17 protein-coding genes are annotated in these 15,430 nt (G+C 67.7%); 5 read left to right on the top strand and 12 right to left on the bottom strand.

The features are described from left to right. Nucleotides 1-95 precede the first annotated feature (95 nt). The 7 genes from AB0L97_RS02655 to AB0L97_RS02685 form a co-directional block, all read right to left on the bottom strand. Nucleotides 96-899: a MerR family transcriptional regulator gene (locus AB0L97_RS02655; protein WP_364424799.1), complete on the bottom strand. Its 804-nt coding sequence runs from the start codon at nucleotides 897-899 to the stop codon at nucleotides 96-98. Continuing rightward, a complete protein-coding gene (locus AB0L97_RS02660; protein WP_364424800.1) occupies nucleotides 892-1,428 on the bottom strand; it encodes a VOC family protein in 537 nt (178 codons plus the stop codon). The genes AB0L97_RS02655 and AB0L97_RS02660 overlap by 8 nt, the downstream gene beginning before the upstream one ends. Nucleotides 1,429-1,670: 242 nt before the next feature. After that, entirely contained in the window at nucleotides 1,671-2,069 is a 399-nt protein-coding gene (locus AB0L97_RS02665; protein WP_364424801.1) for a PPOX class F420-dependent oxidoreductase, read from the bottom strand. A gap of 105 nt (nucleotides 2,070-2,174) precedes the next feature. Next, nucleotides 2,175-2,651: a DUF1772 domain-containing protein gene (locus tag AB0L97_RS02670; RefSeq protein ID WP_355071238.1), complete on the bottom strand. Its 477-nt coding sequence runs from the start codon at nucleotides 2,649-2,651 to the stop codon at nucleotides 2,175-2,177. A 696-nt stretch (nucleotides 2,652-3,347) separates the two neighbouring features. Next, nucleotides 3,348-3,920, bottom strand: coding sequence for a TetR/AcrR family transcriptional regulator (locus AB0L97_RS02675; protein WP_355071236.1), 573 nt, complete (start codon nucleotides 3,918-3,920; stop codon nucleotides 3,348-3,350). A 181-nt stretch (nucleotides 3,921-4,101) separates the two neighbouring features. Continuing rightward, on the bottom strand, nucleotides 4,102-4,707 hold the full coding sequence (locus AB0L97_RS02680; RefSeq protein WP_364424802.1) for a hypothetical protein: 606 nt from the start codon (nucleotides 4,705-4,707) through the stop codon (nucleotides 4,102-4,104). Nucleotides 4,708-4,828: 121 nt separating this feature from the next. Then, nucleotides 4,829-5,191 (bottom strand): hypothetical protein, encoded by a 363-nt coding sequence (locus tag AB0L97_RS02685; protein WP_355071230.1) that lies wholly within the window; start codon nucleotides 5,189-5,191, stop codon nucleotides 4,829-4,831. A gap of 300 nt (nucleotides 5,192-5,491) precedes the next feature. Here AB0L97_RS02685 and AB0L97_RS02690 point away from each other — a divergent pair, with 300 nt between their 5' ends. The 5 genes from AB0L97_RS02690 (at nucleotide 5,492) to AB0L97_RS02710 (ending at nucleotide 11,091) form a co-directional block, all read left to right on the top strand. Continuing rightward, the gene (locus AB0L97_RS02690) at nucleotides 5,492-6,841 is read left to right on the top strand and encodes a hypothetical protein (protein WP_364424875.1); all 1,350 of its coding nucleotides are present in this window, start codon (nucleotides 5,492-5,494) and stop codon (nucleotides 6,839-6,841) included. Then, on the top strand, nucleotides 6,841-7,860 hold the full coding sequence (locus tag AB0L97_RS02695) for a hypothetical protein (RefSeq protein ID WP_364424803.1): 1,020 nt from the start codon (nucleotides 6,841-6,843) through the stop codon (nucleotides 7,858-7,860). Before AB0L97_RS02690 ends, AB0L97_RS02695 begins: the two co-directional genes overlap by 1 nt. Before the next feature lies 1 nt (nucleotide 7,861). Continuing rightward, on the top strand, nucleotides 7,862-9,388 hold the full coding sequence (locus AB0L97_RS02700) for a tetratricopeptide repeat protein (protein WP_364424804.1): 1,527 nt from the start codon (nucleotides 7,862-7,864) through the stop codon (nucleotides 9,386-9,388). Continuing rightward, on the top strand, nucleotides 9,385-10,641 hold the full coding sequence (locus AB0L97_RS02705; protein ID WP_364424805.1) for a CHAT domain-containing protein: 1,257 nt from the start codon (nucleotides 9,385-9,387) through the stop codon (nucleotides 10,639-10,641). The genes AB0L97_RS02700 and AB0L97_RS02705 overlap by 4 nt, the downstream gene beginning before the upstream one ends. Before the next feature lie 219 nt (nucleotides 10,642-10,860). Further along, nucleotides 10,861-11,091, top strand: coding sequence for a hypothetical protein (locus tag AB0L97_RS02710; protein WP_355071223.1), 231 nt, complete (start codon nucleotides 10,861-10,863; stop codon nucleotides 11,089-11,091). Nucleotides 11,092-11,102: 11 nt separating this feature from the next. On the opposite strand, the gene AB0L97_RS02715 is transcribed toward AB0L97_RS02710, so the two are convergent. The 5 genes from AB0L97_RS02715 to AB0L97_RS02735 form a co-directional block, all read right to left on the bottom strand. Beyond that, nucleotides 11,103-11,507 (bottom strand): nitroreductase family deazaflavin-dependent oxidoreductase, encoded by a 405-nt coding sequence (locus tag AB0L97_RS02715; RefSeq protein ID WP_356963070.1) that lies wholly within the window; start codon nucleotides 11,505-11,507, stop codon nucleotides 11,103-11,105. A 99-nt stretch (nucleotides 11,508-11,606) separates the two neighbouring features. After that, the gene (locus AB0L97_RS02720; protein ID WP_364424806.1) at nucleotides 11,607-12,446 is read right to left on the bottom strand and encodes an alpha/beta hydrolase; all 840 of its coding nucleotides are present in this window, start codon (nucleotides 12,444-12,446) and stop codon (nucleotides 11,607-11,609) included. Between the two features lie 33 nt (nucleotides 12,447-12,479). Further along, complete coding sequence (locus AB0L97_RS02725) at nucleotides 12,480-12,776, bottom strand: hypothetical protein (protein WP_355071217.1); 297 nt, start codon at nucleotides 12,774-12,776, stop codon at nucleotides 12,480-12,482. A gap of 98 nt (nucleotides 12,777-12,874) precedes the next feature. Then, nucleotides 12,875-13,600 carry an amino acid ABC transporter ATP-binding protein gene (locus tag AB0L97_RS02730; protein ID WP_355071216.1) on the bottom strand — a complete coding sequence of 242 codons (726 nt, stop codon included), beginning with the start codon at nucleotides 13,598-13,600 and terminating at the stop codon, nucleotides 12,875-12,877. After that, on the bottom strand, nucleotides 13,601-15,397 hold the full coding sequence (locus AB0L97_RS02735) for an ABC transporter substrate-binding protein/permease (protein ID WP_355071214.1): 1,797 nt from the start codon (nucleotides 15,395-15,397) through the stop codon (nucleotides 13,601-13,603). Nucleotides 15,398-15,430: the final 33 nt, after the last annotated feature.

A 15,430-nucleotide genomic window follows, 5' to 3' on the forward strand; every position in this document is an offset into this window, starting at 1 on the left:
GCCGTACGCGTCGAACACTCGTTTGCCCAAAACTGCGAAAGTGAAGTGACAACCCGTGCGATCGTTCATCCGTTTCGGATGACTCCGCCCCCGCTCTACTCCCAGTTCGCGGTGTCCGGGTCGATGTCGTGGGCGCGCGCGCTGGCGTCGATGATTCGACGGAACCACGTGGCAAGGCCTGCGCGGATGCCGTCGTAGTGGGCGGCGAATCCCGGGTCAGCCTCGTACCTGCGGCCGAGACAGACCTGCATCTGCCTGGTGAGTGGAAAGTACGAAGCGAAGACTTCGCGGTGCCGCTCGACGAGCTGATTCGCTTCTGGGCTCCCCGGTGTGACCCCGGCTTCCATCGCATCCCCGAGGGCACGGTCGAGGTCGGCCATGGCGTCGGCGATGGCCTGCCATTCCTCCGGACCGCGAGAGGCTGCGCGTTCGGCGTACTGCTGCCATTGCGTCGTGTCTCCGTAGCGCTGACGGGCTTGGGCGGGCCAGTCCGGCTGCCACTGGGGGCCGAAGATCGCGGCCTGCTGCTCCACGGTCAGCAGCAGGCCGCGCTCGTGGGCGTCGATCATCCGATCCAGTCCGGCGCCGAGTTGCTGGAGCCGGTCGATCCGTTCGGCGATCTGGGTGCGCTGCGCGCGCAATGCGCCGGGCACGTCTGCGGCCGAATCATCCAAGATTGCTCGGATCCTGTCCAGGCCGAGACCGAGCTCACGGTAGACGACGATGCGGTGCAGGCGTTCCAGATCACCTGCGGTGTAGAGCCGATATCCGGCAACCGTCCGCAGCGACGGGCGCGCCAGACCGATCTCATCCCAGTGGTGCAGCGCGCGGACTGTCACGCCCAGACGCGTCGAGACCTGACCGACGGTCAGGCCATCGGCGTCAGTGGCATCAGGCATGCTCAACATTGTCGCCGCGACCGACACCCGGTGGGGTGATCCCGACAGCCTCGAGATTCCGCGCCTCCTGACTGGCCGGATCGAAGGGCTTCGCCGCAGTGAAAACGATCCGCGCGTTCTCAGGGGTGATCACCTCCACATCACGGGTGTTCCAAGGGGTATCCCGTGGACCATCGACCGAGTTCGGGCGCAACGCACGACAGTTCTCAACAAGGGAGTCCACCTGGCTGAGCACGCACGCGAAACTGAAGCTCACCGCCGGCGCCTGCTCCGGAACGCTCCCCGCCGGGACGAGGAGTACGTCCTGAAAGGCCCACCGGCGCAGATGCACAACCCGACCGGGGATGCTGAACAGCTCGAAGAACCCGAGCCCACGAATCCAGAAATCCACCGACGCCGCCAAATCGCTCGTGGGGATAGTCACGAACGCGGGCATTCCATAAATGCCACGAAACGGCTCCGGCGGGACCGCGTCCGGGCCGGGATCGGGCACGGGACTGATCTCGAACGCGTTGTAGTAATCACTCATGCACCCCACCTTCCGGCCTCACGCTGCGTGAGGGTCAAGCCGTCAGGCGGTGCCGCCACCGCGATTGCCTCGGACACACTCGGTTGGTGCGCCGCCGACGGCAAGGGCGCGCCCGACCAGTGGGGAACGAGGCTCTACGGCCCGGATATGGCGTGTTCACGCGATCGTCGCAACACTCCCGATTCGGGAGGTTGCGACGATCGCCCCACTCGCACACCCGCTATGCCGATCGGCACTCCTGGCTACTCGGCGCGGCGACTGGTGAAGTCGAAGGGTCCGCCGTCGATGCCCCAGGAGATGATTTGTTCGGGGTGAATTCGGATGATCGCGCGTTCCTGGGGAGGGAACGGTGGCTCCTCGTCATCGAGCGCCTCGGCGGTGCCGCGTACCTCGATGCCGCGAATCACGTATGGCTCCAAGGAAACCTGTTGGTCGATGACGAACGAGACCCGGCTGCCTGCCTCGACATTGCGGTACTTTCGACTGGCGCGCATCCGCATGCCCCCGATGTCGATCGTGCCGTCGGCGTTCACCCGATAGCTGGTCGGGTTGTTCTGCACGACGCCGTCGGGCGACACCGTGGCCAGCCGACCGATCCCGGCCTCGGCGAGGAATTGCTGTTCGTTGATGGTGAAGGTCATGTCGGTTACTCCTTGGTGGATTCGATATCAGATGTGTGCCCGGCGATCAGCTGTGAGTTGTCGGGCGCGGGAAGCGCAAGCTGTTGCCTGCCGCGTGCTCTGAGGTCAGAACAGGATCAGCGCTGCGCACAGTCCGGCGATGGCGACGAACTGCAGGGTGACCCGGTATTTCAGAATGCTGTCCCACTTGTCTTGCAGGGCACGGGCATTGGCCGGGATGATGCCGCTTCGCGCGGCGGCGGTCTGCTGGGAATTGATCGGCTTGGCGATGCGGACGTAGAAGGCCAGCCAGGTGAGCAGTGCCGCCACCGTGATCCCCGCCGCGACAGCGGCGCCGATCTGCCCGGCCCACAACGCGATCAGCAGCGTGAGTACCGCGCTGACCACACCGACCACGCCGACGACCGGCATGCGTCTGTCGCCGTAGTAGTGACCCCATCCCGCACTCATGGTCACGGTCGCGTCGTCGAGCTTGCGGTAGACCGATCGGGTGATCATGGCCACGGAGACATCGGTGCCATAGACGATGGCGTTCGAGACAACGGCGGCGGCGGCGATGATCTGGCCGGTGACGATGAGCATTCTCGGCTCGCTTTCCAAATTCTAGCGTCGTTAGGAACTGGAGCAACGGTAACATTCGCTCGCTATCTTGTCTAGCTTTGCTAGATTTCCGATCGCTACCGCAGGATCTCGCTCGGATCAGCAAGCCGCACATGCGTTTCCGACCGAGCGGACACCGTCGCCCGGCAAGCCCGTCACCTGACGCTGACAGGTCTTCGGTCCGCCGGATCCGCCGGTGGGACTGGGGCTCATTACCCTCCGGCACTCGTCGACCGGGTTGCGGGCAGCCCGACCGCGCCGGTCCCGGCCCTCGTCGACCGAGTTGCGGGCAGCCCGACCGCTTCGGGTTCGGCGATCGACGGCACCCGACAACCCCACCTCGACGCGGGCGATCCGACCAGCTGCCCGGTGACGCCGCCGCAGCTCGAGCGGCGGCATCACGGCCGCACACCGAGGCCACCCGTACAGACGCACCCCTCTGCCGCGTACCGCGCGATGCGATGGGGCGAAAAATGGCCGTTTCCGGCCTGACCTGGATTCGGCGCACCGGAAACAGGAAACCGCGGCTCGCCGAAACCGCGAATCGGTCACAAACCGCGTACGGAACTACGCGACGAAATCAGGGATGTAAGAGTCTCTGGCAGACAAGAGTTCTAGGAGCGCCCGAGCCAGGGCAGAAATGACGACCCAGATCGGTGCGCTCACTACGGCAGAGGTCTACCGGGTCCACTGGTCGATCAACACCGCCACACGGGCGTCCCGCTGAGCCGGTCGCAGACGTCCGCCGCGGTCCAGGGTCGCCAGGCCGTGCAGGGCGCTCCAACCGACCTCGGTGAAAGTCTCCGGATCGTGCTCGCCCGCGAACGGTGAGAAAGCGGCGAACATGACGGCGAACGCGTCCCGCAGCGGCTGCGAGGCATTCTCGCCGAACGCGAGGTTCACCTTCATCAGGAACATCGCGTCGTAGAGCGCGGGCCGCGCGGTCGCGAACTCGAGGTAGGACCGCGCCACCGCCGCCAACGCCGCGCGCGGCTCACCGCCCGCGGACTCCAACGCCGCGCGGCTCCACGCGGCCATCTCCGCGATACCCTCCTCGGCGACCGCCGTGACGATCTCATCCTTGCCCGCGAAATGCGAATACAGCACAGGCTGGCTGTATTCGATCCGTTCCGCCAACCTGCGCACAGTCACCGCGTCCCAGCCCTGCGACTCGGCCAACTCCCGAGCGGTGTCGATGATCAGCCGGTGCCGCTCGGCGCGCTCACGCTCTCGTCGCGTCTGGATCCCCATAGACCGACTGTAGCATTGCTTGACAATCTAGTGTCACTAGATTTGGTGTCAGCGGCACAACATGGGCGTCGCAGACTGCGAACCTTCCAGTGATGTCCTCGTCGCGGTCGTGCACAGCGGGAGGGCTCGTACAGTGCGGCCGGGTCCGCGGGCGACCGGCTGTGTCGAGTCGGCCGCTCTCTCACCTGCCCTGGTTGGCGACAAACCCCTGTACGGCATCGAGGAACTCCGGGCCGCCCATGGCGTATCCGCCGATGGTTCCACCGATCAGCGCACCGATGGGGATGCTGACTCCCCAGACCAGGATCACGCACGCCCCGAGGAGACCGCCCACGATGGCACCGGCGACGACGCCGGGCAGGTTCTTGTTGATCTGCTCCTTGAGCCGGTCGTAGGAGCTGATGTCCTTCAGCTGCGCGGTATCTTCTGCGGTCGGTGTCGAGGTCAGGGTGCGGCCGTCCGCGCCGATGTGCTGCGCGATCGCGATCGAATGCCCGTCGACGTCGTACTGTTGCGGCACTTCGGTCACTGCCGCTCCGTCGCCGGACTCGAGCACCACCGCACCGTTCTGTGCGATCTCGAACCTGCCGTTCTCGACGGTAATGGTAACGACGCCGTCGACTGGCGAAACAGTGATCTCGTAGGGGATTCCGTGATCCACACCGGAAGTCGTGTACCCCGCAGTCGGCTGCTCCGTTATGGCCGGTTCCGCATGGGCGGTCGCCGCGGTGATACCCACGGCCGAGACGGCCAGGAAAACGGCAGCGGTGATCTTCTCGAACTTCATTCTTCGAATCCCTCCACTCAGCTGCCCCCGATGGGCGGACCGAGTCAGACCTTAGGCCCCGGATTCAATGGTGTGTGGTAAGCCACACCCAGTTCGAAGTCACACCACTTCGAGACAGAACCTAACCGCGATAAATCTCGACGTAAGCGTTGGTCGCCACCGCCACCACACCGGGACCCATTCCCGTGCATCCCGTGGTGACGCGCTGGCCGCTCGGCGTGAAGGGGTAGCTGAGCGCTTGATAGGAGCCGACACCATACTGCGGGAACGGCCCGCTGGCGTAGAGGCCGAAGCAGTCGACGTGCAAGACGTAGTTGCTTCCTCCGTCGGGTTGGCAAGTCGTCGACGCACCGAAAAGGTCTCGCTCGACGACGCAATCCTGCGGCGCCGCTTGGGCGGTCCCGGAACCGACAATTGCGACGAATGCCAAACCCGAAACACCGGCCGCCGCGACGCGTACAGCGGTAGTCAACACTTTCTTCATAGAATCTCCTCCTGTTCAGGGTTCTCTTCGGCCGTCAGCGGCTGGATGTTACGACTGGCAGATCTGAAACCGACAGTGAGTGTGGACAATTCGGTGTCCGATACGAAACGTCCGTTCCTGGTGGTGACGGCTTACCTCGGAGCCCTTGAAGAGATAAGTGCTCCGCACAGGTAGCAGCGCGACTGCTTGCGGCGCCGGTTCGTGTACGACCGACGCCGAGGAATCCGTCGTGAGGTTGCCGCGAACCCGCCGGGACGAGAGTCGCGGCAATACACTGCACGCATGCGACGACCGCGCGCCATGGTGCTCGATGAGGTGTGGCGCAGGCTCGAGGGTGTCGAACCGCTCAGCGGCCCGCACGGGGGTCCGCTGCGCCGGACGGTGAAGCTCGTGCTCGACCCGTTGGTGATCCGGCCCGTGCAGCATCCGTTGTGCGCGGGGCCGATCCTGACGGCGGATGGCGCGGTGTTGTTGGAGGCGCGCATTCAGGCGGCGGCCGATGTACTGCGTGCGACGGCGGCCTGGTTCACGGTGCTCAAGCAGGTGCGGCGGACGCTGCGGATCACCGAGGGGCACCCGCAGGATCTGTATTTCCAGCGCTGTTTCGAGCTGGCGACCACCTCGGGTATGCCGGATCCGGCGCGGGCGCGCGGAGTCGCGGAGGACGCACTGCGCGAGATCCACGAGTACACCGCCGGACGCACCACGCAAGCGCTGAAGGAATACCTCACCGACCGCGAGCGGGAACGGGAGCTGGCCGGTCTGCTCGAGCTGGCCTGGCGGCGGCGTCCGCTCACCGGCCCGCCGGGCGGTGACCACGACGCGGAGGTGGACGAGCTGCTGGAAGCCTGTGCGGCCGCACGACTCGGTGAGGACGCCGACGGACAGGAGACCCTGGACCGGCTGATCGCCGCCCATGCGGGTACGCACGCGGGGATCCGGCTGTGGCAGGACGCGTCCGCTCAGGAACTCGGGTTGACCACGCATCCGGTGCCGCCTCGCCCCGCGATCGGTTCTTCGGCCTCGAAATCGACCCTCGGGCTCCCGTTCGATCGCACCGTGTACGAGCGGGTGTTCACCGTGCTCCAGGCATCCACCGAGCGCGCGGAGCTGCCGCCGATCCCCGAGCTGGTCGACGCCGAGATCGCGCGGAGTTGTGCACCGTGGGCGCTGCTGGACGAGTCGCTGCGCGTAACAGCGACGGCGGGGACCGCGCTGGCGACCGGTTTGGCGCCCATCGAGCACCGTCGTGAACAGTCGACGGGCCGACCGCGGCTACGTCTAGCCGAAACAGCGACGGAAACAACGCAATCCACGGCGCATCAGGTGGTGAACAGCCGCTGGCAGCGGGAAGCATACGTGTTGCAGGCGCGGCGGCTGGTGGTGTCCGCCGAGCGGCCCACCGGTCCGCTGGCCGCCATCGCCGCCGAGCTGATCACGCCGTGGCAGCCGTACCTGCGGCGCTTGTGGGTCCGCTTGCACGGCAGAGATGTCCGAGAGTTCGCCGTTTACGATCCGGACGAGCTGTGGGATCTGCTCGACGGTGTGGCGCGTTCGGTGATCCTGGACCATCGCACGCGGGTCAAGCGGGCGCTGAGCGTGCGGGCGAGCGTGGGTGAGCCGGACGCGGCGGAAACGAAGGCGAGCTGATGACGACCGTACGCATCCGCCGCCGCGACGGCCTGTGGATCATCGCGCCGGACGACGCTCCGACCGTCGTGGACGGCGCGGCCGGGGTGGACGTGCTCGTGCTCGAGGTGGCGGGCGGGCATCTGACGTGGAGCCTGCTCAGCGGGCAGACGACCCCGGCGGCGGTGCTCGACGACATCGACCTCGCACAGGAGTGGATCTGGGCGGTGTACGGCCCAGAGGTGGCCATCGCTCTCGACGAAACGAGCGGCAGTGAAGGGGAATACACGGCCGAGCCCGCACTGCCCGACCTCGCCGCGCATGCCTGGCGGCTCGGCTACGCCCGCTGGGCGGCACGCTGGTGGCCCGCGTCGACTCTGGACGGCATCGCCCCGCTGGACGAAGACCTGCTGGAAGACGAGATAGCCACGCTGAGCGAGGAATGCGATCTGATCGTCGACGGCGCCGACGCGACTCCCGAAGAACGCACGGCCGCGCGGGCACTCGGCCGCGCGGAGGATTACGCGCTCGCCGCCGGACCGGCCACCATCGTCGCGCCCGGCGCTCTCGTCCTGGCCAGGGGCAGCGCGGGCTGGGACTGGCATCGCTGCCCGCCGGGCCTGCTCGACGCCTCGGAGCGCGCCGTGTCCTGGGAAGTGGTGCGCGCGGCGGGGACCACGATAGTGCGGGTGAGCGCGGTCGCCGCCCCACTTTCGCCAACGGACCTACCGGCACACCTGCATCCCAGGGCCGGAATTCGCACTCCGGCGGACGCCGCCGACGTGCCGCTGATCCGCGACGGCGAGCTCTGGCGGGCCGAGAGCACGGCTCCGGCCGGAGCGGAAGCGGGCGTGACCGTGCACATCTACGTCCCGGGCGTCGGCGTGGACGAACAGGAGCCGGACGCGGCGACGCGCCGAGCGCGGATTCGCGACCTGGTCACGACGCGGCTGCACCGCGCGGACGAAGCATCCGGCAACTCCGCCGACTCGCTCCTGCTGGCGGAAATCGCCGCTGCCGCATCGGATTCGGACTTCTGATATGACCGAGGCGACTCCGGACGACGGCCGGGAACTGCTCGCCGCTGGCGCCGCCGCATACACCCGCGGCGACCCCGCCGAGGCGAAACGCCTGTTCGAGGACGCCGCTGAACGAACAACCGGCGATATCCGGCTCGGCGCGATCATCAACGCCGCGAGCATGGCCGACGAACTCGGCGACCACGCCGCCTCGCTCGCCCTCTACCGCTCGGCGTTGGCCGAGATGCCCGAACACGCACCGCGATTGCGCCCGAATGCCCTGGTCAACATGTCGCAAGCGCTCCAGCATCTGGGCGATCTCGACGCGGCGCAAGCGGCGCTGGAGCAAGCACGCGCCTTGCTCGCCGACAACACCGACACCGATCTCGGCGTGCTGCGCGTGGCCTGCCTGCTCTCCCTGACCGCCGTCGCACTGCACCGGCAGAACTGGGCCTACGCCGCCGAGATCGCCACCGAATCACTCGACGCGGCACAGCGTTTCGCGCCGCAACTGGCGGGTCACCCGCTGATGAATCTCGCCGCCACCTACTTCGAGACCGGACGCCGCGACCTGGCCGTCGATTTCACGCGGCAAGCGCTCGCCGCGTTCGAGTCCGCGGGCGACCGCAACGCGGTCGCCGAGACCGAACAGAATCTCGCCACCATGCTCGTCCGCCTCGAGCGGTACGACGAGGCCGAGGCGCCGCTGCGATCCAGTCAGGCCTATTTCGAGCAGGCCGGGCTGGGGTATCGGGCCGGGGTCGGACTCAAGACCATGGGATTTCTCGCCGAGGGCCGCGGCGATCTGGCGGACGCCCAGGATCTCTACGGGCGGAGCCTCTCGTATTTCGTCACGTCTAGCGCCGTACTGGATGCCGCCGACCTGCGCATTCGTTCCGCCACCGTGGCGTTCAAGTCCGGGCGGGTCGCAGAGTGCGAGGAATTGCTCGCCGCCGCGTTCGCGGTCTATGCCGAGCGTGGCCTAGGCCTGCACTGCGCCCAGCTCGATTTCTGGCACGCGACGCTCCTGGAAGGCGCGATCGACGCGTCCGAGTCGCCGCCCGCGGAGTTGCTCTGGCGCGCTGTGGGGATCGCCGTTCCCGCCGCCCTGGCCATCGACGCCGTGCGCCACACCTTGCCGAACGGTACGCAGCGCGAGCAGTGGAACCGGCAGATCGCCGACCCCGCGATGCGGCTTGCGTTCCGCTTCGCCTACCTTTCCGGCAACGGTGTCCTCGTCACCGATTTGGTCGAAACACAGTGCGCTGGGACAGCTTTGGCGCTCGATCGCACCGAACGGGCGACTCGCACACGGCTTCCGCTCGATCTGCTCGACCCGCCGGAGGACTTCACCGATCATCCCGGCAACGCCGCCCTGCAACTGGGCGCCGCCTTGGCAGAGGTCGCGGCCGGAGCGGGTCTGCCGGTCGCTCCGCCACCGCGCCTGGCACTTGCCGCGGAAGGCCGAATCGCGCTCGCGCCGTTCATCGCCGCCGCCGAACAGCGCTACGGCCGGGTGATCCGCGACGATCGGGTGCTGACGGTATGACGCGACCGACGGTGCTGGTCCGCATGGCGGACGCGGGAGACATCTACGTGTCGTGGCGATGGGTCGACGACAGCGCGCCTCGCGGCGCGGGAGTGCTCCCGGAGGACGCGGCGATGCGGGCGGTCGGACTGCTCGCCGACGCGCTGCCGCGTCCCGCCGAGCCCGGCGGTCTCGAGCAGGCGCTCACCACCGGCGCGTTCGCCGACTACGAACGGGAATATGCCGTCGCACAGGCGCTTTCGCGAGCACTTTTGCCTTATGGCCTGGCCGCACAGCTCTACGAGCTGTGGCAGCGCGGCGTGCGCCCGCATATCCGGCTGCAACCGTCACCGCGTGTCGCCCAGGTGCCGTGGGAACTCGTCGCGCCGGATCGCGACGTCCGGCTGATCGACATCGCCGACGTCAGCCTGCTCGCGCCTGCCGGCGTCGCGCAAGCGCCCGGACGGATCGCCCGCACTTGGACCGAGACCGCCGCGCGGCCGGTCGTCGCGGTGCTGGATCCGCGCGTTCCCGGCTTCCGCGCCGATTCGACGCTCGGCTCGGTGCTGGGCCGGATGACCGCTGAAGCCCCGCTCGCACAACGAATGGCGATGTACACCGCGAACGACCGCTTGCGCCCCGCGGTAGCGAACCCGGTCGAGACCTTCCGGCGCACGGATGTCGATCGCGACTGGCTCGGCTCCGTCCTGCGCGCGGGCGCGAGCCGCTTGCTCTACGTCGGACACGTCACCGCCGCCGCGCCCGGATCGGGCCGCAGTGAGGACGCCGAACTGCATCTCGCCTGCACCGCCGATGCCGTCGGCTTCGCGGAACCGTCCCGCACCCACCGGCCGCTCTCGGCCAAAGACCTCCTGCTCGGAACGCATACCATCGAATCGGAACCTGTTGCCGGACAACGACTGTGGCCGATCCCGAGCCGGGTCGCGCTGATCGCCTGTGAGAGCGGCGGCGACCTGCGGTTCAGCGAAGCGCTCGGCTTGACCGCCGCGATGATCACCGGCGGCGCGGAACTGGTCACCGCCAGCCGGTGGCCGCTGCCCACGGATTTCGCCTTTCAGCGCGTCGCGGGCGCACCGGCGCAGGTCCACCCGCTCCAGGAGACGATCTGCGCCATCGACGAGGCGCACGAGCGACCCGACCCCGTGACCGCCATCGCCGAATGGCAGCGCGACCGTCTCAGCGCATGGCGCGACATCGGCCGGATCGAGCATTCCCCGGTGCTCTGGGCGGCCTTCGCCACCGTGTGCGCCTAACTCGGGCAAACCATCCCGCGCGGTCTCCATATACCGGTCTACGTGCAGCGATGCCGCGGGAAACGCGCGAGAATGGGTAACGCAACTAGTGCGCAAACCGACACTCAGCTTCGAACGTGTGGATAAGCTCGAACGCCGTCACCCATCACGATTCGCAACCAGGAGAACCAGCAACACCAGTTGGATGACCGCCTCGACCGGCCTCTGAGGAGCCCACCAATGCGCTACTACGCCGTCTACGACAACGACGGAAACCTCGCCACCATCCTCGGGCAACCCGACGACGCGCCGCCGCTGCGCCCCGCCGCCTTCCACCGGGGCCAACGGCTCACGGAGCTGGCTCTACCGGAAGGGGCCGTTGACCCCACCGACCCCGACAATCTGACCGCCCTGCTCGACCTGGTCGCCGACCGGCGAGTCGACGCGGCCGACACGCGCGCCCGCCGCTAGTCCGGTGCTCGTCACGCCCGCGTGAGGGCGACCACCGGGATGACCCGGGACGTCTGCATCTCGTGTTCGGCGAAGAACGGATAGGCGTTCTTCAGCATCGCCCAGGTGCGGGCACGGTCGTCGCCGGTCAACGGGGCGGCCAGCGCCGGATAGCTCTCCTCGCCCACTTCGACGGTGACGCGCGGGTTCTCCCGCAGGTTCACGTACCAGTCGGGATGTTTCGGCGCACCGATGTTGGAAGCGACGACGAGCAGGCGGTCGCCGTCGTGGTGGAACATCAGCGGGGTGGTGTACGGGGCGCCGGTTCTGCGGCCGATCGTGGTCAGCAAGATCAGACGGTCGCGTTGCATGCCCTCGATCTCGCCGCCCGCTCGGAACTGGGCGATGGTTCGCCGATTGACTTCCTTGACGTCCACGGTTCACCTCCCTTGCTTGTCGGTGGACGAGACTCAGCTTTCCCTCCGTCCGCACACCGTGTGCGGGGAACGGCGGGATGAACAGCGCCGCCGAGGCATTCACCCGCGATGGGCGAGCAGGTGCTGGATCAGCAGGCGGGTCAGCGCCTCGGGCGCCTCTTCCGGAACCCAGTGCGAGACGTCCTCGAGCATCTCGAATCGGTACGGGCCGGAGACGTACTTTCCGGTCGCCAGCGCCGCGGTGGAGCCGAAGGTCGCGTCCTCGGTGCCCCATACGTACAAGGTGGGAACGCACACCGGGCCGGTCGGACCGGCGAGGTCCATGGCGCGATACCAGTTCAACGCGGCGGTGAGCGCGCCGGGCCGCGACAACCGGCCCACGTAATCCTCGACGCGTTCCTCCGGGATCTTCCACTCGAAGATCCGGCGCAGCGCGGCGGCGTCGTCGGCGAGCAGAGCCCGCTCCGCGGTGCGCGGCTGCCGAAGGGCGATCACATGGTGGGACCGCAACGCTTGATCCTCGTCCTCGGCTATCGCCTGCTGGAGCGCGGAAGGATGCGGATGCGACACCGCGCTGAACGTGCGGACGCGCTCCGGCAGCTCCGCCGCCACTGCCCATCCGACCCGCGCGCCGCAGCCGTGGCCGATCAGGTCGAAGCGCTCCCACCCCAGCGCGTCGGCTATCGCGACCACGTCGCCGACCAGTTCCTCGAGCCGATAGTCGGCGGCTCGCTCCGGCCGCACTCCCGGCGAGTACCCGCGCTGGTCGGGCGCGACGACGCGGCACCCGCCGCCGCCGAGCACGCGGAGCTGGAACTCCCACTCCCGTGCGCATTGGGGGAACTCGTGCAGCAACAGCACTTCCCGTCCGCCGGGAGCGCCGGCGGCCAGTACGTCGAAGGTTCCCGCCCCGGTACGAATCTCGAGTTCTTCGATCACCCGCCCGACTCTAGAACCGGAGACCGACGCGAATCAGTGCTCGTCGAAGTGACCGTCGTGGGCGGCGTGACGATGGCCGTCGTGCAGGTAGTCGACGTGGTCGCCGTGCTGGACGGCCTCGTGGCCGCAGTTCGGACCGTGCCGGTGCGGGTGATCGCGGCATTCGCAGTGCTCGGACCGCTCGCATTCGTCGTAGTGACCCGCGTGTTCGCGATGCAGATGACCATCGTGGGCGTAGTCGATGTGATCGCCGTGCTGGAACGCCGTGTGCCCGCAGTCCGGGCCGTGCACATGGTCGTGGCCGGTGTGCTGGGCGTGTGCTGTGGTCATCGAATTTCCCTCTTTCCTCGCGCGGATAGCTGGAATCGTGATGACAAATACATTAGCAGATGCGCATCAATGAAAGTTGCCCCGAATGTGCTACCGACTCAGAGCACCTGGGCGAGGAACCTCTGCAAACGCGGAGTCCGCGCGTCGTCGAACAAAGCGTCGGGCGTGCCGGTCTCCACGACCTGCCCCTGATCCATGAACACCACGCTGTCGGACACCGTGCGGGCGAAGCCCATCTCGTGGGTGACCACGACCATCGACATGCCGCCGGAGGCGAGGTCGGTCATCAAACCGAGCACGCCCTTCACCAGCTCGGGATCCAGCGCCGAGGTGGCCTCGTCGAAGAACATGAGTTCCGGCTGCATCGCCAGCGCCCGTGCGATGGCCACGCGCTGCTGCTGCCCGCCGGACAGGTTCCCGGGACGGGAATCGGCCTTGTCGGCCAGACCGACGATCTCCAATTGCTCGACGGCCAGCGCCCGTGCTCGGTCCTTGGACAGGCCGCGCAGCTTGCGCGGGCCCAGCGCGACGTTCTCCGCGACGGTCTTGTGCGGGAACAGATTGAAATGCTGGAACACCATGCCGATACGCTGCCGCAGCCGGTCCGGATTCTCGGTGAGCACGGACTTGCCGTCCAGCAGCACGTCGCCCTGATCGGGCTCGTACAACCGGTTCAGCACCCGCAGCAGGGTCGACTTGCCCGACCCGGACGGCCCGATGACGGTGACGGTCTTGCCCGCGTCGACGTGGATGTCGATCCCGCGCAGCACGTGGTTGTGTCCGAGCGTCAGATGCAGTCCGGTACCGGTGAGGGAGGCACTCATCTATCCGCGCCCTTCCGTGATCGTGGCCGCCTCCACCTGGTCGATCGGCCGGTCGGGTCGGCCGGTCCGCATCCGGCGGTCGATGTAGTTCACCAGGTGGGTGAGCGGGATGGTGAGCAGCAGATAGGCCAGACCGGCGGCGACCAGCGGCGAGAGATTGCCGGTCTGCGCGTTGAGATCGCGGCCGACGGCGAACAGCTCGCGCTGGGTGGCGAGCAGGCCGAGGAAGTAGATCAGCGAGGAATCCTTGATGAGGGCGATGAACTGGTTCATCAGAGCCGGGAGCACCCGGCGCACGCCCTGCGGGATCACCACCAGCGTCATCGCCTGGCGGTAACCGAAACCGATGGCGCGCGCCGCCTCCAACTGCCCGGCCTCGACCGATTGGATGCCGGAGCGGAAGATCTCGCCGATGTAGGCCGAGGCGAGCAACGCCAGCGCGACCGCACCGAGCCAGTACGGGTTGTTGCCGGTGAGGTTGCGCACCACCGGCCCGACGCCGAGACCGATCAGCAGGATGATCACCACGGCGGGCAAACCGCGGAAGATGTCGGTGTAAACCCGCGCGGGCCAGCGCAACCAGCGAGTCCGCGAAATACCGGCGACCGCGAGCAGCATGCCGATCACGGTGCCGAGCGCACCCGAGACCACCGCGAGGATCAAGGTATTGGGCAGGCCGGTCTTCAACAGATCGGGAAATGCCTTGCGGTACAGCGACCAGTCGAAGAACGTCTCCCGCAACTGCTGCACCGTGGATTTCGGCGCGTTCTGCTCCGTCTCGTCCTTTTTCTTGCCCGCCGCGAGCGCCGCGAAGTCCGGCAGCTGCGGCGCGGGCGCGGCCCGCGAGCCCGGCTTCCAGCCCGGCGGCAGCTCCCGTGGCACCCAGTCGGTGTAGAGCTTGGCGTAGGTGCCGTCCGCGATCACCGCGTCCAGGCCGCTGTTGAGCGCGTCGATCAGCGGCTGGTTGTTCTTGGCGACCGCGTAGCCGACGAAGTTGTCCAGGCTGAAGGTGTTCTGCGACACCGATGTTCCGTCGCCCGGCTTGATCGCGCCTTCCGCTTGGGCGGACGGGGCCACCCAGGCGTCCACCTGGCCGGACTTCAAGTTGGCGTAGGCGGTGTTGTAGTCGGGGAACTTCACCGGGTCCAGATGCAGCTGGTTCACGACGAACTCGTCCTGCACGGTGCCCTGCACCACCGCGATCCGTGTGCTCCGGTTCAGGTCGGCGAACCCCTTGATGCCGCTGCCGCTCGGCACCACCAGGGAGAAGTAGCCGAAGTCGTAGCCGTTGGTGAAGCCGACCAGCTGGCGGCGCGCGTCGGTGGTGGTGATGTTGGACGAGCCCACGTCGAAGCGACCGCCGGACACCTGGGCGAGCAGCCCGGCGAACTCGGTGCCGGAGAACTCCACCTGGAGGCCGAGCTTCGCGCCGATCGCCTTCAGCAGCTCGTTGTCGAAGCCGGTGAACGTGCCCTGCCGGTCGACGCAGATGCTCGGCGGCGCGTCCGAGAGCGTGCCGACGCTGAGCTTGCCGGGCGTGATCAAGCCGAGCTTCGAGACGTCGATCGAGGTCAGCGGCGCGGTGGTCGCGGTGGTGTAGCGGTCGCTGCCCGCGGCGGCCGACGAGGCCAGGTTGGTCGGCGCGGCGGAGGCGGCGGCCGGGCCGGGCGGTGCGCAGAGGTTGCGCTCGGTGCTCGCGTCGTCGGAGCCGGAACCGCACGCCGTCGCGCTGAGACCGACGGCAAGCAATATCACGGCGATCAACGCACGAGACCGAACAGCGGGCAGAACAGCCATGACGGACAACCCTAGCGGCGGAATTCTGCTAAC

Source organism: Nocardia sp. NPDC051911, assembly GCF_040681035.1.
GTDB classification, from domain to species: Bacteria; Actinomycetota; Actinomycetes; order Mycobacteriales; family Mycobacteriaceae; genus Nocardia; species Nocardia sichangensis.

Excerpts from the sequence above, each read along its gene's own strand:
- AB0L97_RS02660 (WP_364424800.1), bottom strand. The coding sequence starts at position 1,428 with ATGAGTGATTACTACAACGCGTTCGAGATCAGTCCCGTGCCCGATCCC.
- AB0L97_RS02730 (WP_355071216.1), bottom strand. The coding sequence starts at position 13,600 with ATGAGTGCCTCCCTCACCGGTACCGGACTGCATCTGACGCTCGGACAC.
- AB0L97_RS02675 (WP_355071236.1), bottom strand. The coding sequence starts at position 3,920 with ATGGGGATCCAGACGCGACGAGAGCGTGAGCGCGCCGAGCGGCACCGG.
- AB0L97_RS02710 (WP_355071223.1), top strand. The coding sequence starts at position 10,861 with ATGCGCTACTACGCCGTCTACGACAACGACGGAAACCTCGCCACCATC.
- AB0L97_RS02655 (WP_364424799.1), bottom strand. The coding sequence starts at position 899 with ATGCCTGATGCCACTGACGCCGATGGCCTGACCGTCGGTCAGGTCTCG.
- AB0L97_RS02705 (WP_364424805.1), top strand. The coding sequence starts at position 9,385 with ATGACGCGACCGACGGTGCTGGTCCGCATGGCGGACGCGGGAGACATC.
- AB0L97_RS02680 (WP_364424802.1), bottom strand. The coding sequence starts at position 4,707 with ATGAAGTTCGAGAAGATCACCGCTGCCGTTTTCCTGGCCGTCTCGGCC.
- AB0L97_RS02670 (WP_355071238.1), bottom strand. The coding sequence starts at position 2,651 with ATGCTCATCGTCACCGGCCAGATCATCGCCGCCGCCGCCGTTGTCTCG.
- AB0L97_RS02690 (WP_364424875.1), top strand. The coding sequence starts at position 5,492 with ATGGTGCTCGATGAGGTGTGGCGCAGGCTCGAGGGTGTCGAACCGCTC.
- AB0L97_RS02700 (WP_364424804.1), top strand. The coding sequence starts at position 7,862 with ATGACCGAGGCGACTCCGGACGACGGCCGGGAACTGCTCGCCGCTGGC.
- AB0L97_RS02725 (WP_355071217.1), bottom strand. The coding sequence starts at position 12,776 with ATGACCACAGCACACGCCCAGCACACCGGCCACGACCATGTGCACGGC.
- AB0L97_RS02735 (WP_355071214.1), bottom strand. The coding sequence starts at position 15,397 with ATGGCTGTTCTGCCCGCTGTTCGGTCTCGTGCGTTGATCGCCGTGATA.
- AB0L97_RS02695 (WP_364424803.1), top strand. The coding sequence starts at position 6,841 with ATGACGACCGTACGCATCCGCCGCCGCGACGGCCTGTGGATCATCGCG.
- AB0L97_RS02685 (WP_355071230.1), bottom strand. The coding sequence starts at position 5,191 with ATGAAGAAAGTGTTGACTACCGCTGTACGCGTCGCGGCGGCCGGTGTT.
- AB0L97_RS02665 (WP_364424801.1), bottom strand. The coding sequence starts at position 2,069 with ATGACCTTCACCATCAACGAACAGCAATTCCTCGCCGAGGCCGGGATC.